Source organism: Clostridia bacterium (assembly GCA_028698525.1).
GTDB lineage: Bacteria > Bacillota > Clostridia > JAQVDB01 > JAQVDB01 > JAQVDB01.
The window spans coordinates 14,401-31,490 of sequence record JAQVDB010000013.1; the positions used below are offsets into that span (position 1 = coordinate 14,401).

19 protein-coding genes are annotated in these 17,090 nt (G+C 38.7%); 18 read left to right on the forward strand and 1 reads right to left on the reverse strand.

The window, feature by feature from the left end; all coding sequences use genetic code 11:
* The first annotated feature begins 136 nt into the window (after nucleotides 1–136).
* The 18 genes from PHP06_03025 (at nucleotide 137) to murA (ending at nucleotide 16,367) form a co-directional block, all read left to right on the forward strand.
* Entirely contained in the window at nucleotides 137–580 is a 444-nt protein-coding gene (locus tag PHP06_03025) for a Fur family transcriptional regulator (protein ID MDD3839522.1), read from the forward strand.
* Between the two features lie 160 nt (nucleotides 581–740).
* Complete coding sequence (locus tag PHP06_03030; GenBank protein MDD3839523.1) at nucleotides 741–1,001, forward strand: FeoA family protein; 261 nt, start codon at nucleotides 741–743, stop codon at nucleotides 999–1,001.
* An 18-nt stretch (nucleotides 1,002–1,019) separates the two neighbouring features.
* Entirely contained in the window at nucleotides 1,020–1,244 is a 225-nt protein-coding gene (locus tag PHP06_03035) for a FeoA family protein (GenBank protein MDD3839524.1), read from the forward strand.
* A gap of 40 nt (nucleotides 1,245–1,284) precedes the next feature.
* Nucleotides 1,285–3,408, forward strand: a complete 2,124-nt coding sequence (gene feoB, locus PHP06_03040) for a ferrous iron transport protein B (protein ID MDD3839525.1) — start codon at nucleotides 1,285–1,287, stop codon at nucleotides 3,406–3,408.
* 289 nt (nucleotides 3,409–3,697) lie between these two features.
* Nucleotides 3,698–3,859 (forward strand): FeoB-associated Cys-rich membrane protein, encoded by a 162-nt coding sequence (locus PHP06_03045; protein ID MDD3839526.1) that lies wholly within the window; start codon nucleotides 3,698–3,700, stop codon nucleotides 3,857–3,859.
* Nucleotides 3,860–4,000: 141 nt separating this feature from the next.
* Nucleotides 4,001–4,489 (forward strand): deaminase, encoded by a 489-nt coding sequence (locus PHP06_03050; protein ID MDD3839527.1) that lies wholly within the window; start codon nucleotides 4,001–4,003, stop codon nucleotides 4,487–4,489.
* Between the two features lie 244 nt (nucleotides 4,490–4,733).
* Nucleotides 4,734–5,060 (forward strand): hypothetical protein, encoded by a 327-nt coding sequence (locus PHP06_03055; GenBank protein MDD3839528.1) that lies wholly within the window; start codon nucleotides 4,734–4,736, stop codon nucleotides 5,058–5,060.
* On the forward strand, nucleotides 5,047–6,978 hold the full coding sequence (locus PHP06_03060) for a V-type ATP synthase subunit I (GenBank protein MDD3839529.1): 1,932 nt from the start codon (nucleotides 5,047–5,049) through the stop codon (nucleotides 6,976–6,978). The genes PHP06_03055 and PHP06_03060 overlap by 14 nt, the downstream gene beginning before the upstream one ends.
* Before the next feature lie 2 nt (nucleotides 6,979–6,980).
* Nucleotides 6,981–7,457, forward strand: a complete 477-nt coding sequence (locus PHP06_03065) for a V-type ATP synthase subunit K (protein MDD3839530.1) — start codon at nucleotides 6,981–6,983, stop codon at nucleotides 7,455–7,457.
* A gap of 22 nt (nucleotides 7,458–7,479) precedes the next feature.
* Complete coding sequence (locus PHP06_03070) at nucleotides 7,480–8,079, forward strand: V-type ATP synthase subunit E (GenBank protein ID MDD3839531.1); 600 nt, start codon at nucleotides 7,480–7,482, stop codon at nucleotides 8,077–8,079.
* Between the two features lie 16 nt (nucleotides 8,080–8,095).
* Nucleotides 8,096–9,100 (forward strand): V-type ATP synthase subunit C, encoded by a 1,005-nt coding sequence (locus PHP06_03075; GenBank protein MDD3839532.1) that lies wholly within the window; start codon nucleotides 8,096–8,098, stop codon nucleotides 9,098–9,100.
* Nucleotides 9,093–9,419, forward strand: a complete 327-nt coding sequence (locus PHP06_03080; GenBank protein MDD3839533.1) for a V-type ATP synthase subunit F — start codon at nucleotides 9,093–9,095, stop codon at nucleotides 9,417–9,419. The genes PHP06_03075 and PHP06_03080 overlap by 8 nt, the downstream gene beginning before the upstream one ends.
* Before the next feature lie 2 nt (nucleotides 9,420–9,421).
* Entirely contained in the window at nucleotides 9,422–11,194 is a 1,773-nt protein-coding gene (locus tag PHP06_03085; GenBank protein ID MDD3839534.1) for an ATP synthase subunit A, read from the forward strand.
* The gene (locus tag PHP06_03090; protein MDD3839535.1) at nucleotides 11,187–12,569 is read left to right on the forward strand and encodes a V-type ATP synthase subunit B; all 1,383 of its coding nucleotides are present in this window, start codon (nucleotides 11,187–11,189) and stop codon (nucleotides 12,567–12,569) included. The genes PHP06_03085 and PHP06_03090 overlap by 8 nt, the downstream gene beginning before the upstream one ends.
* A 3-nt stretch (nucleotides 12,570–12,572) precedes the next feature.
* The gene (locus tag PHP06_03095) at nucleotides 12,573–13,223 is read left to right on the forward strand and encodes a V-type ATP synthase subunit D (protein MDD3839536.1); all 651 of its coding nucleotides are present in this window, start codon (nucleotides 12,573–12,575) and stop codon (nucleotides 13,221–13,223) included.
* A gap of 324 nt (nucleotides 13,224–13,547) precedes the next feature.
* Nucleotides 13,548–14,174, forward strand: coding sequence for a hypothetical protein (locus tag PHP06_03100; protein MDD3839537.1), 627 nt, complete (start codon nucleotides 13,548–13,550; stop codon nucleotides 14,172–14,174).
* Nucleotides 14,175–14,304: 130 nt separating this feature from the next.
* The gene (locus tag PHP06_03105; GenBank protein MDD3839538.1) at nucleotides 14,305–15,084 is read left to right on the forward strand and encodes a YwmB family TATA-box binding protein; all 780 of its coding nucleotides are present in this window, start codon (nucleotides 14,305–14,307) and stop codon (nucleotides 15,082–15,084) included.
* Nucleotides 15,069–16,367: a UDP-N-acetylglucosamine 1-carboxyvinyltransferase gene (gene murA / locus PHP06_03110; protein MDD3839539.1), complete on the forward strand. Its 1,299-nt coding sequence runs from the start codon at nucleotides 15,069–15,071 to the stop codon at nucleotides 16,365–16,367. Before PHP06_03105 ends, murA begins: the two co-directional genes overlap by 16 nt.
* 6 nt (nucleotides 16,368–16,373) lie before the next feature.
* Here the strand turns inward: murA and spoIID are convergent.
* The coding region (gene spoIID / locus PHP06_03115; protein MDD3839540.1) for a stage II sporulation protein D at nucleotides 16,374–17,090 on the reverse strand (717 nt) is incomplete at its 5' end.

Here is a 17,090-nt window from a genome sequence, read left to right on the forward strand (position 1 = left end):
GCAATCTAGCGCATTATATTATATAAATACCGAATGTATAATGCGCTACATTAGTCGCACCTCCGGGCATTATATGTACCCTATACAAAGTCTAGGTTAACAGGGGTTTGTATAAAAATAAGAGGAGGTATACTGATTGCTTGATGAGGTATATGATATATTAAATGAAAAAGATATAAGAATCACCCCTCAAAGAAGAGCCATCCTTGAAATACTGTACTCTTTTAAAGAAAACCATCTTGATACAGAAAACATATATAGGCTTCTTGCTTCAAAGAAAGGAGAAAAAGCAAGCCTTGCCACCGTATATAGAACCATGGAGCTTTTCGAAAAGATAGGGATAGTATCAAGACTGGAATTAGAAGACCTTCCTGCAAGATTTGAACTCGTCCTGTCTAAGCGTCAAAAGCATCATCATTTAATCTGTCTTCAGTGCGGCAAGGTGGAAGAGATAGACCATCGGTTCATATCAGACTTAAAAGAAGAAATCCTCCGTGAAAAAGACTTCCAAATAGTGCAAAAGCCAATAAAGATATATGGATACTGTAAAAGCTGCAGAAAAACTTATACCAATAATTAAAGAAAATATAGAGCTTCTATTGACAAGGATGAGGAATAAATATAATATTATAATGAGAATGAATTTCATTATCGTTCACTTTTTTGTATAGGCTAATATTTATGTCTTTGGATTAAAATTTGAAATTCTTTTATTTTGATGACAAAGGAGGAGTTTTAGCATGATAGATGATGCTAAACCGAATAATAAAACCGCTATGCCTTTATCCATGCTGGGTCCGGGGGAGCAAGGTGTGATAGATAATATCGGCTGGGGATACAGGCTAAAAAAGAGGTTGGAAGATATGGGACTGGTTCCCGGAGTAAAAATAAAGATTATTTCCAGCCAAGAGAGAGGAGCTCTCATAGTCTGTGTCAAGGATTCCAGGTTGGTATTAGGACGTGGTATGGCACACAAGATTTTGGTGGTTCCGGTAAATTAAAATACTAGGAGGATGATTATGCAAAGAAAATTAAGCGATTTAAATCCGGGGGAGTCTTCTAAAGTTATTTCGATAAAAGGAAAAGGGCCATTAAAAAGAAGGTTGATGGATATGGGTGTTACTAAAGGAACACAGGTATATGTCAGGAAGAGGGCACCACTAGGAGATCCTATAGAAATAACTGTAAAAGGATATGAGCTTACTTTGAGAAAAGAGGATGCGGAAAGGATAATTATGCAATAGCGATGAGAATGAGTATCAATATCAAACGAGGAGGTTTAAGATGCAATCTAAAATACACATAGCCTTAGCAGGCAATCCTAACAGTGGAAAAACCACGTTATTCAATGCTTTGACAGGAGCTAGACAATACGTGGGGAATTGGCCGGGGGTTACAGTAGAGAAAAAAGAAGGAAGAATTGTATCAGGGGAGCAAGAATTAATAATAACCGATTTGCCGGGTACTTATAGTTTATCCCCTTATTCCCTTGAAGAAGTGATAGCTAGAGATTATATAGTTGATCAGACTTTGGATGTTGTGATAAATATTGTTGATGCCAGTAATATAGAAAGGAATCTATATTTAACCCTACAGCTGATCGAGCTAGGAACCCCTGTAGTGGTGGCTTTGAATATGATGGATATAGTGCAAAAGAAAGGGACAATAATAGATGTGGCAGGACTTTCCCATCAATTGGGCGTTCCCGTTATACCCATAGTGGCAAGTAGCAAAAAGGGAGCGGAGGATGTATTGGATGCAGCTGTCAAAGTTGCAAAAGGGGATGTCAAAGTAAGTCCTGTAAAGATAGATTATGGGGAAGATATTGAGAAAAAGATTGTTCAAATTACAAAGGAGTTGCAGAATAATCAGGCAGCAAAAGAATATAATAAAAGATGGTTGGCAATTAAAGTGCTGGAACAGGACGATATTATAACTAAATTGTTAAACATCCAAGCGGATGTGCAGGATGAAGATATTGATTTAGATATAGAATCAATGATAGCAGATAGGAGATATCAGTTCATCCATGAAGTGGTATCTAGGTCGATAAAAAAGACAAAACATGAACAAGAGAGCACATCGGACAAAATAGACAGGGTGATAACTAATAAATGGTTAGGCCTTCCTATTTTTGCAGGCATGATGTACCTGGTATTTTATTTTACATTCAATATCGGGAATATATTCCTTGACTTGATTGAAGGATTCTTCGGTGAAACTGTAGGCCCAGTAGTGGGTGATGCTTTAGCTTCAATAGGGGCAGCCCAGTGGCTTCAATCTTTAGTGGTGGATGGCATAATAGCTGGTGTGGGAGCGGTGTTGACTTTTCTGCCCAATATAATATTTTTATTCATAGCCATAGCTCTATTGGAAGACAGTGGATACATGGCAAGGGTAGCTTTTATTATGGATAGGGCAATGAGAAATATAGGTCTAAACGGGAAGGCATTTATTCCAATGTTGATGGGCTTTGGATGTACCGTTCCTGCCATCATGGCTACCAGGACCATGGAAGAGGAAAGTGATAGACTTACAACGATGATGATAACCCCCTTTATGTCCTGCAGTGCAAGACTTCCCATATATATATTGTTTGCAGGAGCATTTTTTCCGGGAAATGAAAGTGCTGTAGTATTTTCACTTTATTTTCTAGGAATACTGGTGGCGGTTTTGATGGGACTTATATTTAGAAAGACTATCTTTAAAGGGGATGGGACTCCCTTTGTTATGGAATTGCCTCCATACAGGATACCTACTATGAGGGGCATAGGGATTAGCGTTTGGGAAAGAGTAAAAGCATATATCACAAGAGCAGGAACGGTTATATTCTCAGCATCTATAATAATGTGGTTAATACTAGGATTTAACTTTTCCGGTGTTGCAGAGCTGAATCAAAGCATAGGGGCAAGTTTGGGTAGAATGATTGCACCGATTTTTAAGCCTTTAGGTTTTGGTAATTGGCAGTCGGCATTATCGCTTTTTTCAGGTCTACTGGCTAAAGAAGCCGTTGTATCAAATATGGCCATAATATTCGGCTTATCTGAACAGGTGGCAGAGGCAGCTATAGAAGGCAATGTATCAGGATTTTTGCCCGTATTAAGCACTACTTTTACCGGAGTGACGGCATATGCATTCATGGTGTTTTCACTGTTGTATACACCTTGTATAGCAGTTATAGGCGTTATAAAAAGGGAGACCAACTCATGGAGATGGACGGGATTTTCAGTGTTGTATCAATTTGCAATTGCATGGATATTTGCATTTATAATATACTGGACTGGAACGGTATTTGGGATAGTAGGTGGATATATGATTTTGGTTGCAATAATTGTATTGCTTACCATTATATTTAGCCGTATATCTATAAAAGAAAGAAATGTTATGAATACAGCTGCTGAATTTTAGGTTTTATATTCAAAGTATGAACATTATTTCGTATATAATATAGTGCGCTAGATTGTGGAGCTATGCACTTGGTACTGCTGAAACTGTGGGTATAATAGTAACTACCCACGGGAATTGTATGCAAGATCATTTATGAGCAATTTACTAACCTTGCATACAATTCCCTGTCTGGAGTATTAACCAAAACTTTCTAAAGGGAGTATATGTACGGCACAGAGGGACTGTCCCCTTGTGTCTTGCTTGTTTAGGGAATATATAATAACCTTTATAAATATCCGGAGGTGGAAAAATGAATAGTGGAGCTATAATAACAATAGTGATAGCCACCAGCATCATAGGTTACAGCATTTATGCCATAGTACGTAACATAAAAAAGCAAATAAAAGGGGAATGCACAGGCTGTAGCGGTGATTGTTCAGCCTGTAATATAAAGAAACCATCAACCAAATGATGGTTTCTTTATTTATATTTATTTTGCAATATTTAAAGTTCAATTATTCATCACCAGCAATTTATGTGGTATAATCAGGTATTATATACGAATTTATATAAATAAAGTGGATAAAACAAAAAATCAAGGTGGTGCTGCAAGGTGCAAAGAAGGGACAAGCAAAACTATTACCTTGACATTGCAGAAACAGTATTGGAACGGGGCACATGCTTGAGGAGGAACTATGGAGCTATAATAGTAAAAAATGATGAGATAATTTCATCAGGTTATACAGGTGCTCCACGAGGCAGGGCTAATTGCATAGATCTAGGGTATTGCATGAGGGAGGAGATGGCTGTCCCCAGAGGAGAAAGATACGAGCTATGCAGATCTGTCCATGCAGAACAAAATGCCATAATAAGTTCCAGCAGGAGAGACATGATAGGTTCTACCCTTTATTTAGTAGGCAGAGATATGAAGACCGGCTTCTACGTTGAAAATGCTAGCCCTTGCTCTATGTGCAAAAGATTTATAATAAACGCTGGCATTGAAAAAGTAGTGATAAGAGATACCAAAGATCTCTTCAGAACAATCCAAGTCAATGATTGGGTAGTAAATGATGATTCATTATCAGGGAAATTGGGTTATTGAATAAATTGAGATATTAGTATAGAATGAGGGATTAAGCAAAACCTAATTGACAGATAAGTCTAATCTTTTGTAGTTTGGTAAAGTTTTTTTGAGAATGAATAAAGGAAGTTGATTACATTATCAGAATTTTGCACGAGGAATGGAAATATAACTGATATAGTACATTGACTCTATTAATATATTGTTATAGAGTAAAATTGATAATATTTTAACAAACTATACAGCATAAAAGGTGGTGATGTATTTGGCATTAGAAGTTATAAACACTATAGAGTCTGCAGAACAAGAGGCTCACGAAATTATAAAAAAGGCACATATCCAAGCTAGAGATATGGTTAATCAGGCCGAAAAAGAATATTATAAAGTTATTTCCTGTGCTGTTGAAGATGCGAAAAAACAAGCAGAGGATTTAATTAAAAATGCTGAACAACAGGCAGATGAGCAACTTATGCCACTGAGACAACAGAACAAGCAGCGATGTATGGAAATAAGAGATATGGCATCTAAGAATATGGATGAGGCGGTTTCCTTTATTATGGGAAGGGTAGTGAAAGCTCATGGCAATGGTTGAAATGAAAAAAATGTTTCTGGTAGGTCATCAAAATGACAAGCAAGAAATAGTAAAAAGACTTCAGCAGATGGGCAATGTAGAGATAATAAGTCTGGAAAATAAAATAAAAGACCAGCAGATGGGGGATTCCGTAGAAAAAGATATGGATTCTGAAGCTGTAAAGGTGCTGGATGAAAGAATAGATAAGATAAAATACTCTATAGATTTTATTTCTGCTTATGATAATGCTAAAAAAGGCTTATTTGCTGGTAAAGAAGAGTTGACCACCGAGAAATATAGGGAGTTTATCAACGATATTGATAGATTTGAAGATATATATAAGCAGTGCAGCATGCTTGATGGACTATTGACTGAATTTAAGAACGAAAAAAACCGATTAAAAAATACAAAGCAGCAGCTAGAACCGTGGATCAATTTGGATGTACCCTTGAATCAAATACAAGAAACTGAGACGGTGTCCATGTCCATAGGTATGGTAGCAAAGGTGGATATGGATGAGTTTGTGGATTCAGTGGAAAAGTCCGGAGAAGGGCTTGCACATATCGAGATATTAGATAGCGGGAAAGATGAAATATATGCTTTTGTAATTTATCATAAATCAGTTTCTGAACAAGTTACCGATAATTTGAAACAACATGGCTGGAACACTGTGAGTTTTCCTGATATAGAAGATACACCTGCAGAATACATGGATAAAGCGGATAGAAGATTTGATGATATAGAGCAGGAGCAAAGAAAGATACATGAACAGGCTGGGTCTTTGGCAGGAGAGTTGTTATATTTAAAGACATTATATGATTATTTAAACGTAGAAAGGCAGAAAAAAGATATTGTTAAAAACTTTGCAAAGACTCAAAAAACCTTTATATTAGAGGGTTGGGTTCCTGAAAAACATACCGATCATATAAAAGGTGTAATCTCAAAGATCACAGATGCATTTGTGATAGAGTTTAATGATCCGGCAGAAGGGGAACATTTTCCTGTGGCATTGAACAATCCTAAACTGGTTGAACCCTTTGAGGCGATAACTGAATTGTATAGTGTGCCTGCTTCAGACAATATAGACCCTAATCCGTTCATGGCACCCTTTTACTTCGTTTTTTTCGGTATGATGTTGAGTGATGCAGGTTATGGGATTATTCTAGCCTTGGCTACATACTTCTTAATTAAGAAATTCAGGATAACCGGCATGGCGAGAAAACTCTTGTTGGTGATAGGATTAGGTGGAGTATCTACCTTGATATGGGGAGCTATGTTTGGGGGATGGTTTGGTGTACAGCTCAAACCTTTGTGGTTCACCCCTATGGATGAATCCATAAAGATGCTGGCGGTGTGTTTCGCATTGGGGATTATCCAGATATTTTCAGGGATGGCTCTACAGGCATATATGAACATAAGAGATGGGAAAGTACTGGACGCAGTCTTTGATCAAGGATTGTGGTATGTATTGATAATAGGGCTGATACTATTAGCTTTTGTACCTAGCGTTGGCAAAATCATGTCTATAATTGGAGCAGTAGGGCTTATATTAACCCAGGGCAGACAGCAGAAGGGTATATTTAAAAAACTGATGTCTGGATTAGGAAGCCTATACAATATAACAGGATATTTGAGCGATGTTTTGTCTTATTCAAGGTTGTTCGCTTTAGGGTTAGCTACAGGTGTTATAGCCATGGTTATAAATAATATGGCTTCCTTGTTAGGTACCAACCCTTTTGGATATATTCTGATGGTGATAATACTGGTAGCAGGGCATATATTCAATATATTGATAAATGTGCTAGGGTCTTTTGTACATGCTAGCAGACTTCAGTATATAGAGTTTTTTGGTAAGTTCTTTGAAGGAGGAGGCAAAGCCTTTACTCCATTCAGGGTAAATACAAAATATATAGAAATAGAGGAGAAGGAGGCAGTTTAATCATGTTAGAATTAGGTCAGGTATACGCACTTTTAGGAGCTGCATTAGCAGTAGGTTTAGCAGGAGTAGGTTCAGCTATTGGAGTAGGTATCGCAGGACAGAGCGCTGCAGGGGTTATCACAGAAGACCCTGACAAGTTTGGTCAGACTTTGCTGTTACAGGCATTACCGGGGACACAAGGTATTTACGGTCTTTTGATAGGATTCATCATTATGACTAAACTGGATGTTTTGAGTGGAAACATAGTATCAGTGCCGGTAGAGAAGGGATTACTTATATTGATGGGTGCACTTCCAATAGCAATAGTAGGATTGATTTCAGCTATTTACCAGGGCAAAACAGCAGCAGCGGGTATAGGAGTAATAGCAAAGAGAAGCGAAGAACTTGGTAAATCCATCACTTTTGCAGTTCTGGTTGAAACATATGCAGTTCTTGCATTACTTGCTTCTTTCCTTATGATAAACGGAATCACTATTTAAATGATTAAAGGAGTGTATTGAATTGGGTGGACCTGAGAAAATAAAAGAAAAGATAATAGATGAAGCCCGGGAAAAAGCAGACCAGATCACTGGAAAAGCTAAAAAAAAGGCCGATGAGATGATGGAAAAGGCACAACAACAAGCTGATAAAAAGAAAAATGATATTTTGAACAAGGCCAAAGAAGATGCTGAGCAAAGAAAAGAGAGAATTATGTCAGTTGCTCAACTTGAGATGAAAAAAGATATATTATCGGCAAAACAGGATATGATTCAGAAGTCATTTGATGAAGTGTTAAACAAGATCCAGTCTTTGGAAAAGTCCCGTTATCAGGATATATTGTTGGGCATGTTTTTAGATAATGTTCAGACAGGTGAGGAGGAAGTGATAATATCATCATCTGATGTAGATAGACTGGATAATGAGTTTATCGACAGAGTAAATGCGGAACTTGTAAAGACAGGAAAGAAAGGCAAATTGAAACTATCAGAAGAAAAAAGGGATATCAGGGGCGGATTTATACTAAAATCCGGGGGAATAGAAATAAACAGTTCCTTTGAGGCTATGATCAGGATGGAAAAAGAGAAAATAGAACCCGAGATTGCACAAATATTATTTAAATAGGATGTGACTACATATCATGGGCGATACAAAATATGCTTATTCCGTAGCGAGAATTAGGGTTCTGGAAGGCAGACTGCTGGACAGGGCTAGGATAAATAGGATGATAGAGGCTAAAGATGCTCAAGAGGCATTTAAGGTGCTCATGGAGACCGATTATGCAACATTATCAGCTGAAGCACATGATGCACATGACTATGAGATATTGCTAAGCCAGCAGCTTAAGGATGTGTACCAGCTGATCGATGATATATCCCCTGAACCCCAGCTAACTAGGCTGTTTTCCCTGAAATATGATGTGCACAACCTTAAAGCATTGTTAAAATCTAAGTATATAGATGCAGATGCTGAAAATGTTCTGATAGATATTGGCAGTATATCGTTGGATAAGTTGAAGCAGATGGTAAAAGAGAAGGATTATAGGGATTTACCTAAAAGGTTAAAGGCAGCAGTGGAAAAAATCGAGGATATATTCAGTGTGCAGCCAAAACCGCAGATGATAGATATCTTATTGGATAGGGCGTTGTATGAAACGTATGTTGATGCATCAGCCGCCAAAATGTCGGAAGGATTTTTGAAGGATTATTTTAGGCTTCAGGCTGACTTGAGCAATATAAGGACATTTTTCAGGGTGAAAAGGGGAGGATATGGAAAAGACTTGTTTGAACAGGCTTTTCTCCCCGGAGGCGGAATGACTATGGATGTATTTTTAAAGATGCTGGAACAACCTGAACAGGCATTTGCTGACAAATTAGCTACCAGCGATTATGGCAAAGTAGTATCAGACGGGGTGGAACAACTGGTAAAAAAATCGACTCTGACAGATCTTGAAAAATACGTAGATGATTACTTGATTGATTATGTTAAACGAAGAAAAGGGACAGCATTTGGAATAGAGCCTCTAGTAGGATACATATTGGCTAGGGAAAACGAGATAAAAAATATTCGGATAATAATGGTGGGCAAAATCAATGAGCTACCTGAAGATGTCATAAGGGAAAGGTTACGTGATACTTATGCGTAAAATCGGAGTAATAGGAGATAAGGATTCTATATTGGGATTTAAGGCACTGGGGCTTTCTATATTTCCAGTGATAAAACCTGAAGAGGCGGCAGATATATTAGACGATTTAGCGCAACAATCGTATGCGGTGGTATTTATTACAGAGCAGATAGCACAAAATATTCAAGATACCATAGATAAATACAAAAATAGCGTGTTCCCGGCAGTGATCTTGATACCCAACAACCGTGGAACCCTTGGATTGGGTATCCAGGGAATTAAAGAGAGTGTTGAAAAGGCAGTAGGTGCAGATATCTTATTCGGGAAAGAGGGTAGATAGACTTGAAACAAGGCAGAATAATAAAAGTTTCCGGACCGCTGGTTATTGCAGAGGGTATGGGGTATGCAAAAATGTATGATGTGGTTCGAGTTAGCGATAAAAATCTTATTGGAGAGATAATAGAGATGAGAGGCGATAAGGCCTCTATACAGGTTTATGAGAATACTTCCGGGTTGGGGCCGGGAGAGCCGGTTGTTTCCACTGGCGAACCCATGAGTGTTGAGCTGGGGCCTGGGATAATTGAAGCCATATATGATGGTATACAACGTCCCCTGGATATAATAAAAGATAAGGTAGGAGACTATATCACCAGAGGCGTGGAAGCCGGTGCAATTGACAGGGATAAGAAATGGGCGTTCAAACCGATTGCGAAGGTAGGGGATAAAGTTGTAGCGGGAGATATCATAGGTACAGTACAGGAGACCCCTATAGTTGAGCACAGGATAATGGTTCCTCCTAACATTGAAGGTACAATAAAGGAGATATTTGAGGGAGAGTTCACCGTAGAGGATGTGGTGGCCAGGCTGGATACCCAGGACGGTGTTAAAGAATTAAAGATGTTGCAGAAATGGCCGGTGCGTATAGGGAGACCATACAAGCAAAAGCTTCCCCCTACAATACCGCTGATAACAGGGCAAAGAGTAATAGATACGTTCTTTCCGGTTGCTAAGGGTGGCACTGCATGTATTCCAGGGCCTTTTGGCAGCGGTAAAACGGTGGTACAGCATCAGCTGGCAAAATGGGCAGATGCGGATATAGTGGTATATATAGGCTGTGGTGAACGTGGTAACGAGATGACAGATGTTTTAATGGAGTTTCCCGAGTTAAAAGACCCTAGATCAGGAGAACCTCTTATGAAGAGGACGGTATTGATAGCTAATACATCGGATATGCCTGTTGCTGCACGGGAAGCTTCCATATATACAGGTATTACAATAGCAGAATATTTTAGGGATATGGGGTATAGTGTAGCCTTGATGGCAGATTCAACATCCAGATGGGCAGAAGCCCTGCGTGAGATGTCCGGTCGTTTGGAAGAGATGCCGGGAGAAGAAGGTTATCCTGCATACTTAGGGACTAGAGTGGCGGAATTTTACGAAAGAGCAGGCAGAGTAGTATGTTCAGGTAGCGAGGGAAGGGAAGGAGCCCTTACAGCTGTAGGTGCTGTATCACCTCCAGGTGGAGACCTTTCAGAACCTGTAACCCAGTCTACCCTTCGAATAGTAAAGGTATTCTGGGGACTGGATTCTGATCTTGCTTACAGAAGACATTTTCCGGCTATAAATTGGCTTATCAGTTATTCCCTGTACGTTGACAGGTTGAATGAATGGTTAAGTGCCAATATAAGCGAGGATTGGATAGAGATGAGGTCCACTGCAATGCGTATACTTCAGGAGGAGTCTGAACTAGAAGAGATAGTAAGGCTGGTAGGTGTAGATGCCTTGTCCAATAAGGATAGGCTTACATTGGAAATAGCCAGATCAGTGAGAGAGGATTATTTGCATCAAAACGCATTTCACGATGTGGATACCTATACATCCTTTAATAAGCAGTATAGGATGCTGAAACTAATAATCGATTTTTATAATGAAGCCCAAAAGGCAATGGAAGACGGTGCGACTTTAGATGAAGTTATCAATCTACCTATAAGAGAAAAAATAGGGAGATGTAAATATACAAGAGAAGATCAGCTGGATACATTTGACGATATTGAAGCCCAAATGAGAGATCAAGTATCATCTCTCGTATCGAAGGGGGAGATGGAGTATGCTTAAGGAATATAGAACAGTATCAGAAGTTGTAGGTCCTTTGATGTTGGTTGAGCAGGTAGAAGGAGTTAAGTTTGATGAATTGGTTGAAATAGAGCAGGCGGATGGAAATATAAGAAGAGGCCGTGTATTGGAAGTTGATAGGGACAAGGCATTGGTTCAGCTGTTTGAAGGCTCCCAAGGTTTGGAGATAGAGAATACCAAAGTCAGATTTTTGGGCAAAGGCATAGAACTTGCCGTTTCCATGGATATGATGGGCCGTGTATTTGACGGTTTGGGAAACCCCAAGGATGGTGGACCTAGAATAATACCTGAAAAAAGATTGGCTATAGAGGGAAATCCCATCAACCCTGCTGCAAGGGATTATCCTTCAGAATTTATTCAAACGGGTATTTCTGCCATAGACGGGCTGAACACCTTGGTAAGAGGGCAAAAGCTACCTGTATTTTCAGGTTCCGGCTTGCCTCATGCACAGCTGGCTGCTCAGATAGCAAGGCAAGCCAAGGTGCTGGGTACTGACAGTAAGTTTGCTGTTGTATTCGCAGCTATAGGTATAACCTTTGAAGAGGCTGATTATTTTATAAGCGATTTTAGAAGGACAGGTGCCATAGACAGGGCAGTATTGTTCATGAATTTAGCTGATGATCCTGCTATAGAACGTATAGCAACGCCCAGGATGGCCCTTACAGCCGCTGAATATCTGGCCTTTGAAAAAGGAATGCATGTTCTCGTAATATTGACAGATATAACAAACTACTGCGAGGCACTCCGTGAGGTATCTGCTGCAAGAAGAGAAGTCCCGGGAAGAAGAGGATATCCCGGTTACCTTTATACAGACTTGGCTTCCATGTATGAACGAGCGGGTAGGATAAGGGGCAGAGAGGGTTCTATAACCCAGATACCTATACTCACAATGCCGGAGGATGATAAGACACATCCAATACCTGACCTTACCGGATACATCACAGAGGGTCAGATTATACTCAGCAGAGAGCTGTTCAGGAAAGGCATAATGCCTCCCATAGATGTATTGCCATCTCTTTCTCGTTTGAAAGATAAAGGTATAGGACAGGGCAAAACCAGGGAGGACCACGCAGATACGATGAACCAGCTGTTCTCAGCCTATGCACAAGGCAAACAGGCAAAAGAACTTGCGGTAATCCTTGGAGAAGCAGCATTGAGCGATATAGATAAACTTTACGCTAAATTTGCTGATGAATTTGAGAAAAGCTATGTAGCACAGGGAGAAAATGAAAATAGGTCGATACAACAGACATTAGATCTAGGATGGAAACTCCTTTCCATACTTCCTAAGTCAGAGCTTAAACGAATAGAGGATGAGTTGATAGAAAAGTATCTCCCGCAAAAAGGAGATGCATAAAATATGGCTGAAAGATTAAGGGTTAACCCGACTAGGATGGAGCTCTCCCGTCTCAAAAAAAGACTTAAGGTGGCAGTCAGGGGCCACAAGTTGTTGAAGGATAAACGGGATGAGCTGATGAAGAAGTTTGTTGAACTGGTTAAGCAAAACAAAGAGATGAGAGAACAAGTAGAAAAAGAGCTTACTCAAGCCTTGGGAGATTTTCTGGTGGCAAGAGCGGTTATGTCATCAGAGCTCCTGGAAGCTGCTATAATGTATCCAACTACTTTACCTAACATAGAAACATCTGTGAAAAATATAATGAGTGTAGATGTTCCAATGATACAAAACAAGCAAAGGACCCAAGATGAACAAGGCGGATCCATCCATCCCTATGGATTTGCTGATACTTCTGCAGAGCTGGATGGAGCCATAACCACATTGAATGGTGTATTGGATAAGATGATAAAGCTGGCTGAAGTAGAAAAAACATGTCAGCTGCTTGCAGACGAAATAGAAAAGACAAGAAGAAGAGTTAACGCCCTTGAACACGTTATGATACCTCAATTGGAGGAAACCATAAGATTCATCACCATGAAGCTGGACGAAAATGAAAGAAGCAACCTTACCAGACTTATGAAAGTAAAGGATATGATTCAGGACAAAAATGCATAAAAAAGTTCCTTAGAAATAAACTAAGGAACTTTTTTATGTCCTATATTAGCAGATGCCGCCAAAACTACCGCAACAGCAGAATACGAGAACTAATAGCAAGAAGAAAAATAACAATTCACTGCCGGAACCAAAACCACCTAGTATGTTTTCAGCCAAGACTAATACCTCCTTTCAATAACAGGTATTATATACAATGTTTTTCTTTTCGATATATATATATGACAGCAGCATGAGAAGTGTGAAAATATTGAATAAAAAAGGAGGATAAAATAAGTGTATATAGAATAAAAGTAATAGAAAACTAAAAAGGAGGAAGTGAAGTTTATGTGGGGGAAAAAGGAGATAAATGTAAGATACAACAAGCATAAAGACATGAATGAATATATAATAGAATATTTCAACAGCCCTTTACAGCCTAAAGATATCCGTTATGATATTTTATCCTGGTTAAGGGAGGAAAGGAGTATAATATCGGAGATAGACAACGGGCTTTTCAGCATAGATAGAGGAGTGACCGGAGAAGAAGTTATAGACGACATAATATACAATATGCAGCAAAAAGACATTCTGTTCAAATATAGGAAAATAAAAAATGCCGATGCTGCTACAAATCCTTTGGCTAAGCTGTTTGGATTTGGTTCAAAGAAGCCTGTTTACAGCCATAAAATATATTATTCAATACCGGATAGGATGTGGGATATAGATATTATCCACCAAGTTATACCTATATATGGATGTAGGCATACAGTTTTGCAAAAGGAGCAGGATTTAGACGATATACTTGAAAATTTTGACAGAGGTTTATATGAAGACATCAAAAGGTCTGATGTATTTTACTGCGATGCATTTGATTGTGAGACAATAAAAACATTTGCAATAAGGTCTAATTTCATACAAAAAGATGAGGTAGAAAAAATAGTGGATGAATTAAATTCCCGTGCAAGTGACTGATGGTACCATAACCCACATTTGATGGAGATTAGCATAAATTAAGTGTATACTGCCCTCTTAAAATGGCAATAATCTTAATAAAAAGTGATTTATTGTTTAGCGTAAATTGCCATATGAGGAGGGTTAAAAGGTGAAAAAGATATATATCATAATCTCTATCATTGCAATAATAATTATCATAGTCCAGTCTTCAGGATTTACCTACAATCAAGAGCAAAAATATTTTGAAAGTGGTGTACCAAACAGCCAAATGGAAACTATAGCAAAGGCATTTACCTATACAGGCGCTGATATTAAAGAATCCAACCTGAACTGTTGGGCAAAAATATCCGATGATTTTATGGACATGCAGTACATGGAACAACTATCTGAACAAATTTTTAAAAAGCATATCTATAATACAAATCAATATGAATGTTTTAAATCGGATGAGGACAGTTTTCGACAGGTGATGTTCACTTTAAATGTAGATGAGGATATAATCCTCGTCTTTGCGCTGCAGACCATTAAACATGAAAGTGATTCTGAAACATATATGTTAGTGGACGTGGTTCAAAATAATAGCTATAATTATATAATAGATATAGAAAATAAAATTTTAGATTTATATCAGGCTTTTGATATACAGCCTGAATCTACTGCTTGTATTATTGGTGCATTGCAAGCAAAAGCAGATGACGAGCAAATAGATCAAATATATAGAAAAGTTTTTAACAACCTAAAAATAGAGAATGTGGATGCTGTAGAAAGTGGCGGTGCTTTTAGTGTCACAGGATACACTCCATTGATAGAAGACTCTATAGTTCTAGGGGATCACAAAGTAAATATCAATATGGCTTGCCGATACAACTCTTTTGAAGATAAAACGTACATATTATTGGCAACTCCTTTAATATGCGTAGAATACTAAATATTTACTCCGAGGGGGAAAGAAACTTGTCCAGACTGATCGTTGAAAAAAGTCCGCCGTTGAGAGGAAGAGTGAGGATAAGTGGTTCAAAAAATTCTGTTCTGCCAATAATTGCAGCTTCTCTATTATCGGACGGTGAATGTGTTATAGAGGATATTCCTCATCTTAGGGATGTAGAAGTGATATCTGATGTATTGAGATATTTTGGAGTAGAACTTGATAATCAAGGCGAAATAATAAAGGTAAATACTAGAAATATAAATAGTTATGAGGCACCTTATGATTTGATAAAAAAAATGAGGGCATCTTTTTTGATAATGGGGCCCCTGTTGGCCAGGCTAGGGAGAGCGAAGATTTCTTTGCCGGGAGGTTGTGCAATAGGAACAAGACCTATCGATCTTCATCTTAAGGGCTTCAGTGCTTTAGGTGCTGATATTACCTTAGGTCATGGATATATAGAGGCAAAGGCAGATAAACTTCAGGGAGCAGACATATATCTAGACTTTCCAAGCGTGGGAGCTACTGAGAATATTATGATGGCTGCCTGTTTAGCAGAAGGAAGCACAACTATAGAAAACGTGGCCAAAGAGCCTGAAATTGTAGACCTTGCAAATTTTTTGAATTCTATGGGTGCAAATGTGAGGGGGGCCGGTACTGATACCATCAAAATTGAAGGGGTACGTCAACTGAATGGAGCAGTACATTGCATAATACCGGATAGAATAGAAGCAGGAACCTATATGGTGGCTGCTGCTATAACCGGAGGGGATATAATAATTGAAAATGTGCTGGAAGACCACTTAAAACCCATAATAGCCAAGTTGAGAGAAACAGGGACCGATATAGAAGAGACAGAGGACGGCAATATAAAAGTATCCCGTAGGGGAGCCCTGAAATCTGTAGATATAAAGACATTGCCCTATCCTGGTTTTCCCACAGATATGCAAGCTCAAATGATGGCACTTATGGCAGTAGCTGAAGGAACAAGTGTGATTATAGAAACCATATTTGAAAACAGGTTCATGCATGTGAGCGAGCTGAAGCGTATGGGTAGCAGGATCAAGATAGAAGGCCGTACTGCTGTAGTGCAGGGCATACCAAAGCTGACGGGAAGTCAGGTAAATGCTACCGATTTGAGAGCAGGAGCTGCCATGGTGATAGCAGGATTGGTGGCAGATGGATGCACTGAGATAAACGATATATACCATATCGACAGAGGGTATGTAAACATTGAGAATAAGTTGCAAAAACTTGGGGCAAAGATATATAGGATAGTGGAATAGATGATATTAAAATATATCTTTGATGTTTTGTATTTTCACTCCATTGTAGTAATGCTTTAGGATGTCTTGATAAGTTTTTCCCTTTTGAGCCATACTGTTTGCACCATACTGGCTCATGCCTACCCCGTGTCCGTAGCCTATAGTGGTTATTATCATAATGTTTCCGCTAAAATGTATATCGAAATTAGTTGAATTCAGGTTGTAAAGCGACCTGAATTCAGTTCCTTTAAGCTGGATTTTGCCTATCTGTATTTTTTTAACCCTTCCTCCTTCGCTGGTTTCCAATATCTTCAAGTTATTATCTACATTTTTGGCGTTTATACCTGAATTGGGAAATTTAGCATTAAACTTTTTTACAAAATCATTCCTTGAAATAGTGAGTTTTGAAACGAACTTAGGAGCTTTTTCCTCTCCTTCACTGATAACACTTCTTAGATAGGGCAGTTTTGTAGAGAAAACTTCCTCTGAATTCTCTGTTTTACCGCCGCTGGTGGAATGAAAAAGCGGATCTATAGGTTGTGAGTTGTAGGTTATGATGATTCCAGCAGTTTGGTCTACCGCACTGGATACCTTTTTCCAATATTTATAGAAATTGATTTTGCCCCATCTATCCTCTAATTGTTTTTCAGACATCCATGCTTGACAGCTTTTATAATCATCGCAAAGGTCAGCCTGGGGATGTTCAGGGCATCCGCTGTTTCCTAATTCTTTTAATCTGTTTAC

Excerpts from the sequence above, each read along its gene's own strand:
- PHP06_03045 (MDD3839526.1), top strand. The coding sequence starts at position 3,698 with ATGAATAGTGGAGCTATAATAACAATAGTGATAGCCACCAGCATCATA.
- PHP06_03095 (MDD3839536.1), top strand. The coding sequence starts at position 12,573 with ATGGCTGAAAGATTAAGGGTTAACCCGACTAGGATGGAGCTCTCCCGT.
- murA (MDD3839539.1), top strand. The coding sequence starts at position 15,069 with ATGCGTAGAATACTAAATATTTACTCCGAGGGGGAAAGAAACTTGTCC.
- PHP06_03030 (MDD3839523.1), top strand. The coding sequence starts at position 741 with ATGATAGATGATGCTAAACCGAATAATAAAACCGCTATGCCTTTATCC.
- PHP06_03065 (MDD3839530.1), top strand. The coding sequence starts at position 6,981 with ATGTTAGAATTAGGTCAGGTATACGCACTTTTAGGAGCTGCATTAGCA.
- PHP06_03075 (MDD3839532.1), top strand. The coding sequence starts at position 8,096 with ATGGGCGATACAAAATATGCTTATTCCGTAGCGAGAATTAGGGTTCTG.
- PHP06_03080 (MDD3839533.1), top strand. The coding sequence starts at position 9,093 with ATGCGTAAAATCGGAGTAATAGGAGATAAGGATTCTATATTGGGATTT.
- PHP06_03100 (MDD3839537.1), top strand. The coding sequence starts at position 13,548 with ATGTGGGGGAAAAAGGAGATAAATGTAAGATACAACAAGCATAAAGAC.
- PHP06_03060 (MDD3839529.1), top strand. The coding sequence starts at position 5,047 with ATGGCAATGGTTGAAATGAAAAAAATGTTTCTGGTAGGTCATCAAAAT.
- feoB (MDD3839525.1), top strand. The coding sequence starts at position 1,285 with ATGCAATCTAAAATACACATAGCCTTAGCAGGCAATCCTAACAGTGGA.
- PHP06_03035 (MDD3839524.1), top strand. The coding sequence starts at position 1,020 with ATGCAAAGAAAATTAAGCGATTTAAATCCGGGGGAGTCTTCTAAAGTT.
- PHP06_03090 (MDD3839535.1), top strand. The coding sequence starts at position 11,187 with ATGCTTAAGGAATATAGAACAGTATCAGAAGTTGTAGGTCCTTTGATG.